The following is an 18,693-nucleotide window of genomic DNA, read 5'->3' on the forward strand; positions in this document are numbered from 1 at the left end:
GGGCCACATCGCTCTAGTGTCGAACGGAGCCGACGGCGCCCTCCACCAAGTAGTTCATGCTCTCCAGCACGATGTCGGTCTGCTTCTGCTCGGCGGACGCGTCGATGACCACCTTGCCCTCGTTGTCCTTGATCGGCCCCTTGAAGATGACGAGCGTCCCGTCCGTGAGCCCGGCCTTCGCCTCCTCGGCCTTCTTCTTCGCCTCCTCGGAGACGGCGGGGCCATACGGCGAGAGCTTGACGAACCCCTCCTTGAAGCCGCCGCGCAGGAGGTGCTGATACGGCTTCCCCTCGCGGATCCACGCCATGTAGTCGGTGTACACCTTGGACCAGTTCCACTCGGCCCCGGTCAGGTACCCCTTGGGGGCGAGCGTCGCCTGGTTCGTGTGATAGCCGGTGCTGAAGGCGCCGCGGCGCTCGGCGAGCTCGATGATCACCTTGGGCGAGTCCACGTGGGCGGTCAGGACGTCGACGCCCTGGTCGATGAGGCTGTTCGCCGCCTCCGCCTCCTTGACGGGCATCGACCAGTCGCCCGTGAAGATCACGGCCGTCGTCGCGCTCGGGTTCACGCTCCGGACGCCCAGCGTGAAGGCGTTGATGTTGCGGAGCACCTGCGGGATCGGCTTGGCCGCGATGAAGCCGAGCTTGCCGCTCTTCGTCGTCATCCCGGCGACGACGCCGGACACGTACTCTGCCTCGTCGATGTACCCGAAATAGCTGCCGACGTTGCTCGGGTGCTTCGACGCGTCGTAGAGGCCGCCGCAATGGAGAAAGACCTTGTCCGGGTACTTCTCCGCCACCTTGAGGATGTGCGGATCGAAGTAGCCGAAGGACGTCGGGAAGATCACCGCCGCGCCGTCGAGGTTGATCATGCTCTCGATCGTCTTTTGCACGGCGACCGTCTCGGCGACGTTCTCCTCCTCGCGGGTCTTCACGCCGGCCAGCTTGGCGACCGCGGCGGCGCCCTCCGCGTGCGCCTGGTTGTAGCCGTAATCATCCCGGGCGCCGACGTAGATGAAGCCCACCGTGAGCGGCTGATCGCCAGGCGCCTCCTTGCTGCAGCCGACCGCCGGCAGCAGCGAGAGCGAGACGAGCAGCGGGCCAAGGAGGGCGAGGGAGCTCCGGCGGCGTGGCGCGTCGGCCCCACCGGCGAGGCGCGGATTTCTCAGGGTGCTCTTCACACCCTGGATCTGTACGCGCGTCTTCATTTCTGAAAGTTTTCCCGCCCGCGAATTGTTCGCGTCCCACGCGATTGCCATTGAGCGTGCGCGGCGCGATGTGGCAAGGTCCCACCAACACGGGAGATTCGCGATGATGTCCACGAATCCAGCAGCAACGCGGGATGCAGCACCTGTGCAGTTGCCGTTCATCGTCTCGGATGTGGCGGCGCTCACTGCCAATCCGGATCTGATCCCGTGGCGTCGATTCCGGGAAGGCGTCGAGATCCATCAGCTTTACGGGAGCGGCGATGCGGGCGCATCGGCGGCGCTCCTGCGGTATGCGCCGGGCGCGTCCGTTCCGCAGCACGTCCATCGCGGCCATGAGCACATCTTCGTGCTCGCGGGCTCGCAGTCGGACGAGCGCGGGCACCACCGCGCCGGCACGCTGGTGGTGAACACGCCGGGCACCCGTCACAGCGTGTCGAGCGCCGAGGGCTGCATCGTCCTCGCGATCTGGGAGCAGCCCGTCGTCTTCATCTGACTCCCCGCCGGGCCGGCCATCTGGACACCCGGCCGGCCATCTGGACACCGGGGCCGCCCATCTGGACACCGGGGCCGCCCATCTGGACACCGGGGCCGCCCATCTGGACATCCGGCCGCCCATCTGGACATCCGGCCGCCCACCCGGACACCCGGATCCCCTCACCTCCGGATCTGCGCGCCGTCGTTCCTGCCCGTGATGCCCTGAACCAGGCGCAGCGCCCGCTGGAGCCCCGCGAGCACCGACCGGAGCATCTCCAGCACCGGCCCGTTGGCGCCGCGCATCAGGGCCATCGTCGCGGCGTTCTCCACGGCCTGCGCCGCCTGCGCCGGCGACGGAGCCGTCCCCGCGAGCGCCTCGATCCGCTCGCGCGCCGCGCCGAGCGCGAGCGCGTGCACCGGCTGGCCGCGGGGCCCCGACACCTCCATCGCCTGCCGCAGGATCTCCTCGGTGATCTGCCGCGTCCGGACCTGATCGGGCCGCGCGGGCCCGTCCATCGCCTCCGGCGGCGTCCGCACGAGGCGCCCGAGCGCCGTGAGCCGCGCGGCGAGCTCCTCCGGCGACGCGACGTCCCCGGGCCCCGGCGCGCCCGCCCCCTCGCCGCTCGCGCCGACGCGCGCCGCCGGCGCGCCGCCGCGCCCGCCGCCCCCGAGCTGCTGCACGAGCCCCTCGAGCTGCCGCCACATCGGCGCGAGCCGCTCGACGCCCTGAACGAGCTGCACGGCGGGGTTGGCCTCCTCCACGGGGACCGCGCGCGCGGGGGTCTGACCGACGATGCGCCCGATGGTGTTGCCGGATCCCATGGTGTCACCTCACCTCGGCTGGCCGACGGGGACGATCGGCTCCTCGCCGCGCTGCCGCATCCGCTCGCGCTCCACCTCGGGGGGGTCGGGCGGCCACCGCACCCCCGCCCGCACGATCCGGTCGCGGAGCGCCGCCATCTTCCGGAGCGCGGCCGAGCCCGGGAGCTGCCGCGCCATGAGCTCCTCCAGCACGCGCGCGAACGACTGACCGAGGCGGTTCACCGCGCGCGGATCGGCGCCGCGGTCGAGCAGCTCCTCCACCTGGTCGAGCTGCAGCGCCCGCAGCGCGTAGGTGATCGCCGGCGTCCCGAGCGAGTCGCGGGCGTCCACGTCCGCGCCGCGGTCGAGCAGGAGGCGCATGCTCTCGACCGTGGCCTCCGAGGCCGCGCGGAAGAGCGCCGGCGTGTGGCCGCGGCCGACCCGCGCGTCGGGCGACACGCCGCCGTCGAGCATCGCCCGCAAGAACGCCGGGCTCTCCGCCAGGATCGCCAGATCGAGCGCGCTCGAGAGGGGCGGCACCACGTGGTGCACGTCGGCGCCCGCGCGCACGAGCTCGGTCACGATCTGCAAACGCGCGGGCTCTTGCCCCGACGCCCAGTGCATCGCGAACATGAGCAGCGTCATGTGCTCGGCGCCGGGCGCGTCGAGATCGGTCGACGGCGCGAGCGCGCGGACGGCCGCGGGATCGCCGGCCGCGATGGCCCGCGCGAGCTCGCGCTGCGGGCCGAGGAAGAAGCGGTCGGGGTCGGGCGCGCGCATCGTGGCTCCGCTCAGCATCGCTTGCCGGTCTTCTCGGCGATCTTCCGCTGGTCCGCCTGCTTTTGCTTCTCGATGCCGTTGATGACGTCGGGCATCAGGTGGCGGTTGTAGGGGTCGAGGCTCGACGCGGGCAGCTCGTACTTCGTGCCGACGGCGTCCGGCATGACCGCGCTCAGGCCCACCTTGGCCAGGGCGCCCCACAGGCCGCCGGCGGCCCACGCGGCCAGGGTGCCCTTCCACCCCTGCTCCTGGACGCCCGTGAGCACCTCGTCCTGGACGCGGTACGCGGCGATGTCGGCCGGGCGCTCCGTGCCGCCGTAGCCCGTGACCGTGCCCGGGTTGAGGCCCGCCGCGTTGAACGTCCAGCCGCGCGAGCCGCCCGCCGTCGCCGCCGCCGACGCAAGGCCCCCGCCGAGCGAATGGCCCGTGTAGTCCACGCTGTTCCCGAGCGTGTTCCCCACGCGCACGGCGTCGCGGTAGTACGGCGAGTCCATGTTGAGCCCCTGCGCGAAGTTGTTCTGCCAGTCCGCGCCGTTCTCCGTCCCCCGGAAGGCCACCGTCGGCCGCATGTCGCCGCCGAAGACGTCCGGGTCGGGCTCGTAGAGCCGCGTGGCGCCGGGGCGGCTTCCGTCGAGATCGCCGGGCGTGAGCCCGTAGCGCGCGAGCGCCTCGGGGTCGTCGCTGACGTCGCGCCACCCGGTCGGCGCGGGCTTCGAGGGGTCGTAGGTGTGGCCCGAGAGCGCGGCCTTCTCCGCGGCGATCGTGTTGCGCTCGAAGCGCGCGGCGGCCTCGCGCGTCGCCGGGTCGTCGCTGTTCTTGCCCGCCTCGATCTGCTCCTTGCGGCACTGGTAGCGCGCCCTCTTGTCGGCCTTGTCCTGCGCCGCCTTGTCGCCGTTCATCTGCGCCAGGTCGTCGTGGCGCACGACCGGGTGCGCGTTGACCAGGACGCTCGGGCTGTGCGTCTGCGACCAGCTCTGCTGGCCCACGGTGCCGCTCACGACGCCCTTCGCGCTGCCCGGCTCGTCGCCCTCGGTCGTGGGCATCACGGTCGCGGCGTGCTTCTGCACGCGGCCGTCGTTGGCGTGCACGTCCTCGCTCGCGCCCCGCGCGGGCTCCAGCCTGGAGACCACGTTGTACGGCACGGGCGGCGTGCTCGACCCCATCGGCGTCTTGCACACGTCGGGCGCGCACGACACCGCCATCCACGGCTCCTGCTTGCGCGAGAGGACGTTCTCAGCCACGGCCCACCGCCATCTTCAGGAGCGGGGCGCGCGGGTCGACCTCGAAGCGCGCCTCCATCCGCTGCACCCCGAGCGCGCGGGCCACGAGCGCCCGCCACACGCACGTCACGACCATGGACTCGGCGTCCACCGAGAGCGTGTCGAGCGCCGCGGGCACCGGCACCGGCAGCCCCGCGATCCAGACCATCGCGAACGCTCGGTGCGGCGGCAGCTCGAACGCGACGCGCCCGTCGCACGCGAGCCCGGGGCGCGCGAGGTTCCAGAGCTCGACGCGCAGGCCGACGTCGGGGTGCGGGATCTGCTGATCGTCGGGCGCCGCGTTCCAGTACGCGAAGGAGAAGTCGTCCGGGAGGAACGGGTGCCGGCCCGCCACCCACGCCTCGCCGTAGGTGCCCGCGCGCTGGAGCCGCGGCGTCCACGCGCGCCCCACGCACCCGAGGCCCGCCGGCGCGAACGGGTAGTCCGCCGCGATCTCCGCCATCCGCGGGGCGTCCACCGCGTGCGGCGGGTGCGACGCCACGGCGAGGCGCGTCACCCGGCTGTCGGGCCGCTCGATCTGCGGCGCGGCGACGCGGTCGGGCGCCGGCGCGCCGGCGTCGCGCAGCGCGTCCAGGGTGCGCGCCTCCATCCACCCGCAGCCGACCGGGTTGGTGAAGCACACCTCGTCGAGGAGCGGCGCGCTCCCGGGCGCGGCGCGCACCAGGCTGCGGCCGCCGAAGGCGCGCTCCCAGCGCACCGGGACGCTCGCCGCCGGCTCCGGGCGGGTGAGCTGCCAGCCCTCCGCCGCGCGCTCGAACCACCGCGGCCCGCACACCTCCAGCGTCTTGTCGACGAGCGCGCGCCGCGGCGGCTCGCGGCCGCCGGCGTCGCCTCCGGGCGGCGGCGCGCCGCGCCCCGTCACGCGCAGCCGGGCCGTCCAGCGCTCCGCGGGCTCCTCCCCGGGCGCCCACGCGGTCGCGCGCACGAGCACGTCGCAGCGCGGCTTGAACGGCGCGAGGTCGCTCTCGGCGCGGACGCTCGACGCGTTCGCCTCCCCCTCGAACGCGTCGCGCAGGAGCAGCCGCCCGGCGCCGTCGTCCAGGAGGAGCTCGCAGCGGTGGGTCGCCTCCCCGCCGTCCCCGGGGACGAGCCGGTAGGCGGCCTTGAGCGCGAGCACATGGTGCTCCTCGTCGTGCGCGTCGAGGGCGCTGTAGGCCAGGGCGTCGAATGGGGTGAGGTTCTGGCACTCCATCGTCGCCCCCCGACGCTATCGGAGGGCACCACCGCCTTCAATGGCCGACCCGCGCGGGACGCCGCGGTGCCGCGCGGCGTCGCGCAGGCGGCGGAGCGGCGTCCCGCGCGTGGCCGCGGCGTGACGGCGGAGGTTCGCCCGGACGCCGTCCCGCGGCTCGGATATCCTGAGGGACATCGCTGGGATGCACGTCGCCCAGGAGCGCGCCCGATCCATCGCCGATGCACCTCGTTTGCCAAGGCTTGATACGCGCCAGCTCGCTGGAGTGGCGACCCAGACCCGACGCGTGGGTGCTCACCGTCGCGTGCCACGCGCTGTTCGAGCTCGCGCCGTTCGAGTCGCCGATGACGAGCGGCCCCGCGGCCCCGATGGATGGCGAAGCGGACGAGCGGCGCCTCGTCGAGCCGTGGGGCCCGGTCGCGCCGTTCAAGCGGTGGAGCGAGGTGCTCGTCGTCGGCCACGCGCACGCGCCCGAGGGCAGCGCGGTGACGTCGCTCATCGCGCGGCTCGCGGTGGGCGACATCGACAAGGCGATCGAGGTCCGCGGCGACGCGTGCTTCACGCGCGACGGCTCGCTCGGCGAGCCCGCGCCCTTCACGCGCATGCCGCTCCGCTGGGAGCGCGCCGCGGGCGGTCCGCACACCTCGAACCCGGTCGGCGTGCCGACGGGCCACGGAGCGCCCGCCGATCGATGGGGGCGATCGCGCGCGCCGAACCTCCTGACCGCGGCCTCGTCGACGGCGATCCGGCAAGGCCACCTCTGGCCCGCCGGCTTCGGCCCGCTCCGGCCGGAGTGGCCCGACCGCGCGCAGCGCCTGCGCCGGCACGCGGCGGGCTGGGATCACGCGCGCTGGGCCGAGCGGCCGCTGCCCGAGGGCATCGACACCGGGTACTTCAACGCCGCGCCGCTCGATCAGGTGACGAACGAGCTGACGGGCGCGGAGCCGATCGTGCTCGAGCACCTGCACCCGCGCTTCCCGCGGCTCGCGACGCGCCTCCGCGCGCCGGCGCCGAGCGCGATCGCGGTGACGAACGGCGTCGAGCTGCGCGTGCCCCTCCGCTGCGACACGCTCGTCATCGACGCCGATCACGGCGTGGCGGCGCTCGTGTGGCGCGGGCAGCTCATGCTCGATCGCCCGCCGCGCGAGGGCGCCGTGCTCATCACCGAGGGCGAGCCCGCGCCGAGCCTCACGGGCACGATGACGGCCCCGCTCTCGTCGAGGCCCTCCGCGGTGCTCCCGTTCCTGCAAGGCGCCGCGCAGCTCGCCCCGGCGCCGCCGGCCGGAGCCGCGCCGGACGCGGCCGATCCGCGCTTCTCGCCGGCGCCGCCGTCGTCGCCGCCGATCGACGACGAGGACACGTCGCAGACGCTCGTGCCCGCCGTGGTGCTCCCGAGGCCCGCGCTCCCGTTCCACGCGTCCGCGCCGGAGCCCTCCCGCGGCGCGCCGCACGAGCTCGAGCCGGACGACGGGCCGCCCACGCCGCCCGCGCCCCCCGCGCCCCCCGCGTCGCTCGCGCTCCTGGCGCCGCTCCCCCCGCCGGCGCGCCTCGCCGCGGCGAGCGCCGCGGAGCCCGCGCCGGCGGCGGCGATCGCGCCCGCCGCGGAGGTCATCGAGCCGCGCCCCGCGGCGGCTCCGGAGCTGGCGGAGGAGCCCGCGGAGCCGGCCTTGCCCCTCGACGCGTATCCCCTCGCCCGCTGCGCGGCGATCGCGGCGCGGCTCGCGGCGCGCCCCGACGCGGAGGCCGCGGTCCTCGCGGCGGAGTCGCTCTCGCCGGACGCGTGGGAGGCGCTGCACGCGCACTGGCTCGACGCGATCCGCGCCGAGGTGGGGCGCGGGAAGCGGCGGCTGCTCTCGTCGTACGACGCGGCGTACATCGCGGCGCTTGAGGCCGAGCGAGGCCCGATCACGGCGGTCGACTACGCGCGGCTCGCGATCGCGTCCGAGCGCGGGAACGAAGCGCAGGCGCTCAGGGAGCTCCGCTTGCCCGAGGGCGCGCCGATCCGGCTCCGCCGCGTGTGGCTGGAGCGGGTCGTCAAGGATCCCGCGGCGGCCCAGCAGGTGCGCGCGGCGATGCGGGCGGCGGCCGAGGCCCCGTGACCTCGACGGCTAGTTGAGATCGATCGGGTCGCCGAAGACCTGCGTGTGGCCGCTCGAGTGGATCGTGATGTCGGTCCCCGAGATCACGATCTTGCCCGACTTCTCCATCACGATGCTCGACTTGCCGCAGACGATCTCGACCCTGTCCCCGACCCGGGTCGCCTGCACGCTGCCGATCTCCACCGTCTCGCTGATGCCCACCACGCGCGATCGGTTCATCCCGACCACCTCGCGCGCGCTGTTCATCACCAGCTTGGTGAAGTCGTTGCCGACGGTCTGATCCTCGTTGTTGCCGATCGCGCTCACGCGATCGTTGCCGATGGTGACCTGCTCGTCGCGCTTGACGAGCTTGTTCATATCGCGCTCGGCCTGCACCCGGACGAGCTCCTTGCCCGCCGCGTCCTCGAACATGATCTCGTTGTAGCCGCCGGTCTCGGGCGACGAGCTGGTCTTCCAGCCGCTCTGCGTCTTGTTCTCGGGGAGCTTGTACGGCGTCTTCTGGAGGTTCGTGTACACCCGGCCCGTGATGATCGGCCGGTCGGGATCGGCGCCGAGGAAGTCGACGATCACCTCCTGGCCGATGCGCGGCAGGTTGGTGCCGCCGAAGCCGGCGCCGCCCCAGGGCTGGCTCACGTGGATCCAGCACGACGACGCGTCGTTCATGCGGCCCTCGCGATCCCAGTGGAACTGCACGCGCACGCGGCCGAACTCGTCGACGTGGATCTCCTGGCCGGGCGGGCCGACCACGGTGGCGGACTCGACCCCCTGGACGCGCGGCTTCCGCGTGCGGAGCGGCGGCCGGTACGGGGCGTCCGCGGTCACGGCGCGGCACGCGTGCCGGAAGGCGCCCGGGACCTCGCCCGCGAGCGTCGACTCGAGGACGAGCAGCGGCTTGTCCGGCGCGAGCTCGGCCTTCGGGTGGTCGAGGAGCGAGAGGACGGTGCCCGGCGCGAGATCGATCGTGTTGGTCTCGAACGCGATCTCTCGGGCCGAGGCGCGCTTCGCCTCGAGGCGCCGCTGCGCGAGCGCGGCCCCCTCGGCCTCGTCCGCGCGGTACTTGCCCTTGTCGTCGGCGGCCGGCGTGCTGTCGCCCTTGTCGCTCTCGTAGAGGAACGCCCCGGGCACGTAGTGGAAGCGCTCGAGCCGCTCCTCGACGCCGCCGGGGCCGGCGGCGCTCGCCGCGAGCTCGTACGACGCCGGCCTCCGGTAGTCGTGGTCGCGGACCGTGTACTTGCCCGGCCGCAGCCGGCGGCCGATGCGCACCTCGGTGACGTGCTCGAGGTCGGCGTCGGTCGGGTGATCGCGGAACGCGATCGGGCTGCGCCGGGGGTTGCCGTGGGGCCCGTCGTCGAGGACGAGCCGGCTCTCGCCGCCGTTCTCGAAATAGAAGCTCACCCCCGCGTCCTCGAGCATGCGGCAGAGGAACGTGTAGTCGCTCTCGCCGTACTGGACGCGGAACTTGCGCTTCCGGTAGGTCCCGGCGAGGCGCAGCGCCGGGGAGATCCCCCACTCGTCGAGGATCTTCAGCGCGATGTCGATCTCCGACAGGTGCTGGAAGACGCGGTGGTTGCGCCGCTGCGTGGCGAGCCACAGCGCGGGGACGAGCGTGAGCTCGTAGGTCGAGAGGTGGCGCTCCTCGACGGCGATCTGCTGGAGCTGGCTGCAGACGCCGGACCACGCGCGGGCCTGCTCGCGCTGCGCGGCGAACCGCATCGGCCGGCCGATGACGGCCTCGAAGTCGATGTCCGGGTTGTCCGACACGGCGACGATGCGCACCTCGAAGAGCCCCGACATGCGATCGGTGGCCGTGAACTGGCGCACGTCGAGCGCGTCTCCGGAGGCGACGTGCACCTCTGCCCGGGCCTCGCCGCGCGCGCTCAGCGCGCCCGCCATGCCGCTTCCCTTCCCCTGATGAGCCGGGTTCGCACCGTCCATACATGCTCCCATGCCCGCTCCTCCCGCACGGGACGCGACGGGACCGACCCGCGGATGGTACCCGGCGAAGCGCGCGCGCCACAAGGCCGGCACTGCGCCCCGCGGTGTCGATCCGGTGACACCGGAGAACGACGACCGCACCCCGCCGCCACGGCAGCACGACGCCGCGGCGCCGGGGTGCGACATCGCCGCACGCGCAGCTTCGCCGGACTCACCGGACGAGAGCGCGCCCGGCGCTCGCATTCTTCTTCACTCGCGGCACAGAGGTTCAGGTGCACCGCACTTTGCCGTAGGCTGGAGCTCCATGGATCCACGCGGGAAGTCGCTCCCCCCGGCGCCGCTCGTCACGGACGAGGACATCCGGGCAGAGCTCCGGCGGCTGTTCGACGCCGGCCCCGACTCGGGGCTCGTCATCCGGGTCTACGGCGAGCCGGGCGAGGGGGCGGCCGCGGCGGACGCCTTCCGCGAGATGTTCGCGTCGCTGCGCATGTACGAGGGGAAGGCGCAGGATCAGCCCCTGGAGATCCTCGTCGACGCCCCGAGCAAGGCGCACATCGCCCGCGCGCTGTCGGTGCTCGGCAACGAGCAGCACCAGAAGCGGATCCTCGATCACATCCTCACCACGTTCGGCCGCCGGCTGATCGACCCGCTCGCCGAGATCCTCGACACGACCCCGACCGGCTCGGTGACGGCGCGCCTGACCGTCCTGCGCGACATCTTCCTCGCGCAGGTCGCGGATCTGCGGATGACGCCCGAGTCGCAGCAGATCCTCACGAGCGACCTGCGCAAGCTCCTCAGCGACGACTACCTGGCGATGATCGCGGAGAACGAGGAGCGCGTGCAGCGCCCGCGCGTGGCGAAGCTCGCCCAGCAGATCCTGCGGCTCGTCGGCTCGACGTTCCACCGGGCGCTCAGGCGCTGGCCCGCGCACGCCGAGCAGATCGCGTCGTCGATCGCGCGGCGGAGCCCGAAGAAGGTCCGGCTGAGCGAGGTGCCGAAGCTCATCCGCGGCCAGATCACCGACGGCATCGAGGAGTTCCTGTGGATCGAGACGAGCGCGGACATCGAGGGCGCGCTGCGCCCGATGCTCGCCGAGCACCAGGACGTGATGCCGGTGAAGCAGGCGACGCTCGACCGCTCCACCTACCGGGAGTTCGCGGACGCCTGCTGGGCGATCATCGCCGAGCATTGCTGACGCCGGGGCGAGCGCGCCGGCGGCTCGCCGCCCGGCCCCCCTCATGGCCGGACCGGGGCATCCTCGCCGGACGCTGAGATCCGTCACGTCCTGGTCGCTCCGCTCACCGCGCCCGCGGCGTGTCCAGGTCGTTCTCCTTCCCGCGCGGGGGATCGCGCGCCGGAGGGCGGCCCGCGCGCGCCGCGTCGGGAATGATTTCCGTCACCCGCTGTTGTAAGGGGCCGCTGGCGCCTGGACCGCCGCGCTTCGCGGCGTCCGATTCGCCGGCGCGGAGAGCTTCTTCCCTGTGCGGAGGGGTGCACGGCCGTGATCGAAATCAGCGACCTATACAAGTACTACGGCGACCGGAAGGCCATCGGGCCCCTGTCGTTCTCGATCGAAGCGGGAGAGATCGTCGGCCTGCTCGGCCTGAACGGCGCCGGCAAGACGACGACGCTCCGGATCCTCGCCTGCGATCTCCTGCCATCCGCGGGCCGGGTCCTCGTGGACGGGCTGGATGTCGTCGACCACCCGCACGAGGTGCGGTCCCGCATCGGATACCTCCCCGACCGGCCGCCGCTCTACGACGAGATGAGCGTGCGCGCCTTCCTCCACTTCGCGGCGCGCCTGCGCGGCGTCGACGCCGGCTCGGCCGACAGGCGCGTGGCCGAGGCGCTCGCGGTGACGCAGCTCGAGGACGTCGCCGCCGACCCGATCAGCGCGCTGTCGCACGGCTACAAGCAGCGCGTCGGCATCGCCCAGGCGATCGTGCACAAGCCGCGGCTGCTCGTCCTCGACGAGCCGATCAGCGGGCTCGATCCGGTGCAGATCGTCGAGATGCGCGCCCTGCTCCGGAGCCTGCGCGGCGAGCACACCATCCTGCTCTCCAGCCACATCCTCTCCGAGATCAGCGAGACCTGCGATCGCATCCTCGTCATCCGGGACGGCGAGATCGGCGCGCAGGGGACCGAGCAGGAGCTCTCGGCGAAGCTCCTCCACGGCGTCCGGGTCGAGCTCACGGTGCGCGGCCCGGCGGCCGAGGGCGCCGGCTACCGCGTGACGCGCGGCGAGGCGGCGAAGGCGCTGGAGCTCGCGCGCGAGGTCGCGGGGGTCACGTCCGTCGAGCAGCTCCCCACGGCCGAGCCGGGGAGCGACGTCGTGAGCTTCGCGGTCGAGGCCGATCGCGACGTGCGGGCGGCGCTGTGCGCCGAGCTCGTGCAGGCGGGGATCGGCATCCTCGAGGTGAAGCGGAGCGAGCGCGAGCTCGAGTCGGTGTTCCTGCGGCTCGCCACGCGCGCGCCGCGAGCGAAGGCGAAGCCCGCCGCGGCCGACGCGGCCCACGCGGCGAAGACCGACGGCCAGGCGAACGAGGCCCCTGCGAGCGAGCAGGCGGAGGAAGGCGAGGGCGAGGCATGAGAGGGACATTGCTCGTCGCGCGGCGGGAGCTGTCCGCGTACCTGAAGTCACCGCTCGGGTACGTCGTCGCCGCCGCGGCGTTGCTCATCGACGGCATCTACTTCCAGGTCGCGGCGCTCGGCTCGGGCGCGCGGCTGTCGGCCGAGGTGCTGCTCAAGTTCTTCGACGGCACGGCGTTCATCATCATGGTCGCGGCGCTCATCCTCTCGATGCGGCTCATCGCCGGCGAGCGCGAGAGCGGGACGCTCATCCTGCTCAAGACGGCGCCCGTGCGCGACGGCGAGATCATCGCCGGCAAGTTCCTCGCCGCGCTGGCGCTGGTCGGGCTGATGACCGCGATCACGATCTACATGCCGATGCTCATCTTCGTGAACGGCCGGGTGTCGGTCGGGCACATCCTGGTCGGCTACTCCGGGGTGCTGCTGCTCGGCGCCGCGTCGCTCGCGATCGGGCTCTTCGCGTCGACGCTGGCGGCGAGCCAGGTCATCGCGGTCATCCTCGGGGCGGCGATCATCGGGACGCTCGGCTTCCTGTTCCTCGTCGCCCGCGTGACGGAGCCGCCGCTCAACGACTTCGTGAGCGCGCTGAACCTCTACCCGCTCAACCAGAAGCCGTTCCTGAACGGCGTGCTCCGGCTGGAGAACGTCCTGTACTACGTCGCGGTCGCGTACTTCTTCCTGCTCGCCGCGACCCACACCCTGAGGGCACGGAGGTGGCGGTGAAGGACCAGAACGCTCAGGCCGCCGAGGCCGAGAACAGCGGCAACGACGCGAGCGCCGCGCCGGGCGCGCAGCACGAGGCGCCCCAGGCCGAGCGGCCGGCGCCCGCGGCGCCCGCGCTGCGCGCCGGGGGCTGGATGGTGCCGGCGTACGCGGGCGCGCTCCTCGCCATCTTCCTGGGCGAGCGCGTCGTGCCCACGGTCGACGGGCTCCGCTACGCGCTGTCGGGGCTCGGGCTCTTGACGCTCGCGCTCGTCACCGCGCTGCGCTTCGCGACCGCCGTGCGCGAGGCGGGCGAGCGCCGCGCCGTCGAGCGCGCGCTCGCGATCCTGTCGGCGCTCGGGCTCGTCGCGGTGGCGGCGTACTTCACGACGACCGACGCGGGGCGCAACCTGCTCGGCGTCTCGCGGGCGGCGCCCGAGCTGCGCGCGCGCGTCGAGGCGGCCACGACGGTCGGCTGGATCGCGCTGCTCGTGATCGCGACGGTGCCGCTGTTCTTCGGCGAGGCGGCGCTCGCGCCGATGCGGCGCGCCGAGCGGATCGAGGGCCGGCGCGTGCGCGCCGCGACGCTCTCGGGCGTGACGCTCGCCTTCGCCGCGGTCTACTCGGCGCTCTTCGTCTACGCCGCGAGCCAGCTCGAGCTCAAGGCGGACTTCTCGTACTACCGCACGGCCCGCCCCGGCGACTCGACGAAGCGCGTCGCCGAGAGCCTGACCGAGCCGCTCAAGATCACCGCCTTCTTCCCGCAGCTGAACGAGGTGGGCGCCGAGGTCGAGGGCTACCTGCGCGAGGTGAAGGCGGCGTCGCCGCAGATCACCGTGGAGATGCAGGACCGGCTGCTCGTCCCCGCGCTCGCCAAGGAGGCGAAGGTCACGCAGGACGGCGTGATCGTGCTCTCGCGCGACACCTCGCGCGAGACGCTCAACATCGGCGCCGACATCAAGGCCGCCGGCGCCAAGCTGAAGAGCCTCGACGCCGACTTCCAGAAGGCGCTGCTCAAGGTGATCCGCGCGCAGCGCACCGCGTATTTCACCGTCGGCCACGGCGAGATGAACGAGTCGACGAACGCGGCCGAGGGGCGGACGGCGAAGAACCTCCGCAAGCTCCTCGAGTCCCAGAACTACGTCGTCAAGGATCTCGGGCTCGCGCAGGGGCTCGGCAGCGAGCTCCCGAAGGACGCGGGCGTCGTCGTCGTGCTCGGCCCGCAGAAGGAGTTCCTGCCGGAGGAGGTCGCGGCCCTGAAGCGGTACGCCGACGAGGGCGGGCACCTCCTGCTCGCGCTCGATCCGGAGGCCAAGGTCGACCTCTCGCCGCTCGCCGGCGCCGTGGGCCTCACGTGGAAGCCCGAGGTCCTGGCGAACGATCGGGTCTACGTGCGGCGGCGCTTCAACGAGTCGGACCAGGCGATGCTGGTCACGACGCGGTACTCCTCGCACGCCTCGGTCTCGACCTTGAGCCGCCACGCGCAGCAGGCGCCGACGATCTTCCCGGGCGCGGCGTCGCTCGACAAGGCCGACGGCGGCGACCTGAAGATCGACTTCGTCGTCCGCTCGATGGGCGAGACGTTCGCCGACGCGAACGGCAACTTCAAGTTCGACGAGGGCGAGAAGCGGAGCGCCTACAACCTCGCCGCGGCGGTCTCGAAGGAGCTCGCGCCCGGCGGCGGCGACGGCAAGGACAAAAAGGAGCTGCGCGCGTTCGTCGTCGCCGACGCCGACGTGTTCAGCGACGCAGCGTTCAGGAACGAGCCCAACATCGTGCTCGCGCTCGACGCGTTCCGGTGGCTCGGCGGCGAGGAGAGCTTCGCCGGGGAGATCACGACGAACGAGGACGTCCGGATCGAGCACACGAAGGAGAAGGACCAGGTCTGGTTCTGGGCCACGATCCTCGTGGCGCCGGCGATGGTGCTGGGGCTCGGGCTCTTCATCACGCGCCGCGGGCGGCGCGCGAGCGGGAGGCGCGCATGAGGTTGGATCGCAGCTTTTTCGTGCACCTCGGCCTTGTCGTGGTCGCGGCGTTGTTCGCGGTCCTCGTCTGGACGCGCGACAAGACGGCGGCCGCGCTCTCGGCCGGGGACGTGACCATCTGGGCCGGCCGCGCCGAGGACGTCGAGCGGATCACCTTCGAGGCCAAGTCGAAGACGGTCGTCCTCGAGGCGAAGAAGGACAAGGACGGCCGCTACTTCGTCGGCACGGCCGAGCGCAAGGCGACGCCCCCGGCCGAGAAGCCGAAGGACGACGTCCACGGCCACGACGACGAGGCGCAGGACGAGCCGCCCGCGGCGCAGGAGCCGACGGTCAAGACGACGACGTTCGTGTCGGTGGCCGCCGGCAACAAGCTCGCCGAGGCGATCGCGCCGCTGAAGGCGCTGCGCTCCGTCGGCCGCATCGGCGACGACCGCGCCAGCGAGTTCGGCCTCGCCGAGCCGGAGGGCACGCTCACCGTCAAGCTGCGCGGCGGCGAGCGCAAGCTGGTCGTCGGCGGCCCGACGCCCGGCGGCGCGGACCGCTACGCGCGCGACGAGGCGACCGGCGAGGTGTACGCCATCAAGGGCGACATCTACCGCGATCTCGACACCGCGGAGTCGCGGCTCATGGAGCGGGAGCTGCACGAGTGGAAGGACGTCGATCTCACCCAGGCGCGCGTGATCGTCGGCGACAAGCGCCGCGAGCTCACGCGCAGCGGCGATGAGGGCAAGAAGTTCTGGGCCGATCCGGCCAGCCCCGAGCAGAAGGACGAGACCGTCGGCAACTGGATGAGCAAGCTCGACCGCCTGCGCCCCACCGAGTACGTGGCCGCGCCCCCCGAGCAGAAGGAGGTCGTGGTGCGGGTCGAGTACACCGGCCGCGCGGGCGACATCGGCTTCGCGGAGCTCGTGAAGGGGCCTCCCGGGGCGAGCGGCAAGCCCGACTACTTCCTGGTCACGGAGCGCACCCGCCTCTACGGCAAGGTGCCGGTGGGCGTCGCCGAGCAGGTCGAGCAGGACGTCGGCGCCGTCGTCAAGTAGCCCCTGCACCCCTCGAGCGCGCCGGAGCAGCCGCCCGGCGCGCTCGCCGTTCCATGCGGCCCCGGCCGCGCCCCGCGGCGCAAGCCGCCCCCGGGGATCGCTCTTTACTTGCCGTCCCGGGGCCGGTCCTGCAACGCTCGTCCGCAATGTTCTTCCGACGATGGCCCACCCTGGCGCTGAGCGCTGCGGCGGCGCTCGCCGCGGCGTGCAGCTCGCCGCCTCCACCGCAACCCGTAACGCCGGAGCCGCCCGTGACCGAGGCGCCTCCGCCTCCGCCCCCTCCTGCCCCGAAGCCCTGCAAGGCGCTCGACGAGCAGTGCCAGGCAGAGGAGTCGACCCGGGCGAAGATCGCCGGGAGCTCGCTCGTGCTCACGCCCGTGAAGGGCTGGACCTACGCCCAGGGAGAGAGCGCCACGCTCGCGCAGGCCGCGGACGAGGGCCCTGCCCTGGCGACGGCGCAGGTCGACACGGGCGAGGGCAAGCAGGCGACCGAGAAGCGCGACGCCGCGCTCGACGCGCTGGCGCGCGAGATCAACGTCACCTTGCCCAAGAAGAAGGTGAACTGGAAGAAGCCCGACGACGTCAAGGAGATCTCCGGAAGGAAGATCGGCCTGTGGCAGAAGGAGGGCGCCGCGCGCGGGACCAAGAAGGGCCCGCTGCTGATCTTCGCCGACACCGGCAAGGACGGCGAGATCGTGATCGGGCTCGGGTTCGTGCCGGACGACGACAGCTCCGGCGCCGACGCGACCATCCTGCAGTCGATCGAGTCGATCGCGGTCGCGGGGGAGTGATCTCGTGACGGCACCGAACGTCGCGCCGGGAAGCGTCGTCGCGGGGAGGTTCTCCGTCCGCTCGCTCCTCGGCTACGGGGGCGCGACGGCCACCTACCGCGCGGTGACGGCGCAGGCGCGCGACGTCGCCCTCAAGCTGTACTCGCCGATCGTCGGCCAGCGGCCGGACGCGATGCAGCACCTGCAGCGGTACGTCGCCGAGACGAATCGGCTGCCGCACGAGCTCGTCGCGCACATCCTCGAGGCCGGCTACGACCCGGCGACCGCCGCGCCCTTCACGGTGACGGACATGATCCACGTCCCGTCGCTCTCGGAGCTCGCGCTGCGCCGGCCCCTGAGCTTCGAGGAGGTCGGCTCGATGCTCCGCTCGCTCGCGGCGGTGCTCGACGCGGCGCACGCGCGGGAGGTGCCCCACCACGGCCTCAAGCCGACGAACCTGTTCCTCGACCCGAGCGCTCCGGGCAGCGTGAGGGTCGCCGACTTCGGGCCGTCCCTCGCGCGGAGCATGCTGCCGACGCCGGAGGGCTACGTGCTCGCCGCCCCGTGGCTCGCGCCCGAGCAGCTGCAGCCGGGCGCCCCGGCGGGCCCCGCCGCGGACATCTTCTCCGCGGCGCTGGTCGCCTTCTTCGCGCTCACCGGCCGCTCGTACTGGCGTTCCTGCCAGGGTCAGGTCGACGTGCCGGCCTGGCAGCGCGAGATCATGGCGCCGCGCCCCTCCGCGTCGGCGCGCGCGGCGGAGCTCGGCGTTCCGGTGAGCCCCGTGCTGGACGCCGCCTTCGCGCGCGCGCTGGCGCACGATCCACGCGAGCGTTTCCGCTCCGCGAGCGAGCTCGCGGCCATGCTCAGCGGCTTCTCGGCGGCGGCGATCGAGGTCGGCTCGACGCTCGCCCTGTCCCCCTCGGCGAACGAGGCGCCCGCGCCGCCGGCCCGCGCCGCGAACGCGCCGGCGCCCGTCCCGCCGGCCCACGCCGCCGCCGCGGCGAGCGCGCCCGCGCCGATGCCGGCGCCCGACGCGACGCAGCTGGCCGCCTCGCCGTTCGCGGCCGCGCCGCCCCCCACGCCGTTTTCTCCCGCGCCGCCGCCGCACCCGCTCTCGCCCGCGCCGGCGCCCTCGCCGGCCGCGTCGCCGTCGCCGCAGCCTCCGGTCGACGCGGGCCTCGCGCAGGCGCCGCCGCCTCCGGCCCAGGGCGTCCCCGCCGCGTCTCCGAAGAGCCCCATCGCGATGATGACCGCGGTCACCGCGCCGCGGTCGCCCTGGGGCAAGGCGGCGTCGCTGACGGTGGGCGTCGTCGCGGTGCTGCTCGTCGGGGGCACCGCCGCCGCGTGGTACGTCTTGGATCGCCGGGAAGAGCCGCAGCCGAGCCCGAGCGCGTCGGCCACGGCGTCCGCCGTGGTCCCCGCGCCGGCGGCCGAGCCCACGCAGCCCGCGCCGGCCGCGACCGCGCCTCCGGCCGACGCCGGAGCGCCGGCCACCGCGCCTCCAGCCGACGCCGGCGCCCCGGCCGACGCCGGCGCCCCGGCCGACCCGCTCGTGAAGATCTCCTGCAAGCCCGTCGCGTGCGAGGAGATCACCATCGACGGCAAGACGACCCTGGCCCCGGAGGTCGAGCTCGGGCTCAAGCCGGGCGTGCACAAGGTGAGCGTCAGGCGCACCGGCTACATCGCGCGCAGCACGAGCCTCGTCGTCAAGGCCGGCACGCCGCTCGTGCAGGAGTTCCAGCTCACCGAGATCCCCCCGGCGCCGGCGCAGCCAGCGGGGCAGGCCACGAACAAGCCGTGCGGTAAGTTCCTCAAGCGCTGCAAGTAGCCGCGATCGGC

Annotated in this window: 15 protein-coding genes; 9 read left to right on the plus strand and 6 right to left on the minus strand. The window is 73.4% G+C overall.

Going from position 1 to position 18,693, the window contains the following annotated elements; all coding sequences use genetic code 11:
* Positions 1 to 13 precede the first annotated feature (13 nt).
* The gene (locus WMF26_RS26815; protein ID WP_437994996.1) at positions 14 to 1,207 is read right to left on the minus strand and encodes a BMP family ABC transporter substrate-binding protein; all 1,194 of its coding nucleotides are present in this window, start codon (positions 1,205 to 1,207) and stop codon (positions 14 to 16) included.
* A 103-nt stretch (positions 1,208 to 1,310) separates the two neighbouring features.
* On the opposite strand from WMF26_RS26815, the gene WMF26_RS26820 reads away from it, so the two are divergent.
* Entirely contained in the window at positions 1,311 to 1,700 is a 390-nt protein-coding gene (locus tag WMF26_RS26820) for a cupin domain-containing protein (protein ID WP_437331289.1), read from the plus strand.
* A gap of 161 nt (positions 1,701 to 1,861) precedes the next feature.
* Here WMF26_RS26820 and WMF26_RS26825 read toward each other — a convergent pair whose 3' ends face one another.
* The 4 genes from WMF26_RS26825 to WMF26_RS26840 are packed head-to-tail and all read right to left on the minus strand — an operon-like array spanning position 1,862 to position 5,734.
* Complete coding sequence (locus tag WMF26_RS26825) at positions 1,862 to 2,503, minus strand: hypothetical protein (RefSeq protein ID WP_437994997.1); 642 nt, start codon at positions 2,501 to 2,503, stop codon at positions 1,862 to 1,864.
* Positions 2,504 to 2,512: 9 nt separating this feature from the next.
* Positions 2,513 to 3,280, minus strand: coding sequence for an ankyrin repeat domain-containing protein (locus WMF26_RS26830; RefSeq protein WP_437994998.1), 768 nt, complete (start codon positions 3,278 to 3,280; stop codon positions 2,513 to 2,515).
* Positions 3,274 to 4,503, minus strand: a complete 1,230-nt coding sequence (locus WMF26_RS26835; protein ID WP_437994999.1) for a DUF4150 domain-containing protein — start codon at positions 4,501 to 4,503, stop codon at positions 3,274 to 3,276. Before WMF26_RS26835 ends, WMF26_RS26830 begins: the two co-directional genes overlap by 7 nt.
* Positions 4,496 to 5,734, minus strand: coding sequence for a DUF2169 family type VI secretion system accessory protein (locus WMF26_RS26840; RefSeq protein ID WP_437995000.1), 1,239 nt, complete (start codon positions 5,732 to 5,734; stop codon positions 4,496 to 4,498). The genes WMF26_RS26835 and WMF26_RS26840 overlap by 8 nt, the downstream gene beginning before the upstream one ends.
* Before the next feature lie 242 nt (positions 5,735 to 5,976).
* On the opposite strand from WMF26_RS26840, the gene WMF26_RS26845 reads away from it, so the two are divergent.
* Complete coding sequence (locus WMF26_RS26845; protein WP_437995001.1) at positions 5,977 to 7,833, plus strand: DUF2169 family type VI secretion system accessory protein; 1,857 nt, start codon at positions 5,977 to 5,979, stop codon at positions 7,831 to 7,833.
* A 9-nt stretch (positions 7,834 to 7,842) separates the two neighbouring features.
* Here WMF26_RS26845 and WMF26_RS26850 read toward each other — a convergent pair whose 3' ends face one another.
* A complete protein-coding gene (locus WMF26_RS26850) occupies positions 7,843 to 9,726 on the minus strand; it encodes a type VI secretion system Vgr family protein (RefSeq protein WP_437995002.1) in 1,884 nt (627 codons plus the stop codon).
* Positions 9,727 to 10,072: 346 nt separating this feature from the next.
* Here WMF26_RS26850 and WMF26_RS26855 point away from each other — a divergent pair, with 346 nt between their 5' ends.
* From WMF26_RS26855 to WMF26_RS26885, 7 genes are all read left to right on the plus strand, one after another.
* Entirely contained in the window at positions 10,073 to 10,963 is an 891-nt protein-coding gene (locus tag WMF26_RS26855; RefSeq protein WP_437331296.1) for a hypothetical protein, read from the plus strand.
* A gap of 306 nt (positions 10,964 to 11,269) precedes the next feature.
* Entirely contained in the window at positions 11,270 to 12,358 is a 1,089-nt protein-coding gene (locus tag WMF26_RS26860) for an ABC transporter ATP-binding protein (RefSeq protein WP_437995003.1), read from the plus strand.
* Complete coding sequence (locus WMF26_RS26865) at positions 12,355 to 13,080, plus strand: ABC transporter permease (protein WP_020737327.1); 726 nt, start codon at positions 12,355 to 12,357, stop codon at positions 13,078 to 13,080. The genes WMF26_RS26860 and WMF26_RS26865 overlap by 4 nt, the downstream gene beginning before the upstream one ends.
* Positions 13,077 to 15,044 carry a Gldg family protein gene (locus WMF26_RS26870; RefSeq protein ID WP_437995004.1) on the plus strand — a complete coding sequence of 656 codons (1,968 nt, stop codon included), beginning with the start codon at positions 13,077 to 13,079 and terminating at the stop codon, positions 15,042 to 15,044. The genes WMF26_RS26865 and WMF26_RS26870 overlap by 4 nt, the downstream gene beginning before the upstream one ends.
* Complete coding sequence (locus WMF26_RS26875; protein ID WP_437995005.1) at positions 15,041 to 16,084, plus strand: DUF4340 domain-containing protein; 1,044 nt, start codon at positions 15,041 to 15,043, stop codon at positions 16,082 to 16,084. Before WMF26_RS26870 ends, WMF26_RS26875 begins: the two co-directional genes overlap by 4 nt.
* Positions 16,085 to 16,230: 146 nt before the next feature.
* Positions 16,231 to 16,875 carry a hypothetical protein gene (locus tag WMF26_RS26880; protein ID WP_437995006.1) on the plus strand — a complete coding sequence of 215 codons (645 nt, stop codon included), beginning with the start codon at positions 16,231 to 16,233 and terminating at the stop codon, positions 16,873 to 16,875.
* A 4-nt stretch (positions 16,876 to 16,879) separates the two neighbouring features.
* The gene (locus WMF26_RS26885; RefSeq protein WP_437995007.1) at positions 16,880 to 18,682 is read left to right on the plus strand and encodes a serine/threonine-protein kinase; all 1,803 of its coding nucleotides are present in this window, start codon (positions 16,880 to 16,882) and stop codon (positions 18,680 to 18,682) included.
* Positions 18,683 to 18,693: the final 11 nt, after the last annotated feature.

It is taken from the genome of Sorangium sp. So ce185 (genome assembly GCF_051526825.1).
GTDB classification, from domain to species: domain Bacteria; phylum Myxococcota_A; class Polyangia; order Polyangiales; family Polyangiaceae; genus Sorangium; species Sorangium cellulosum_D.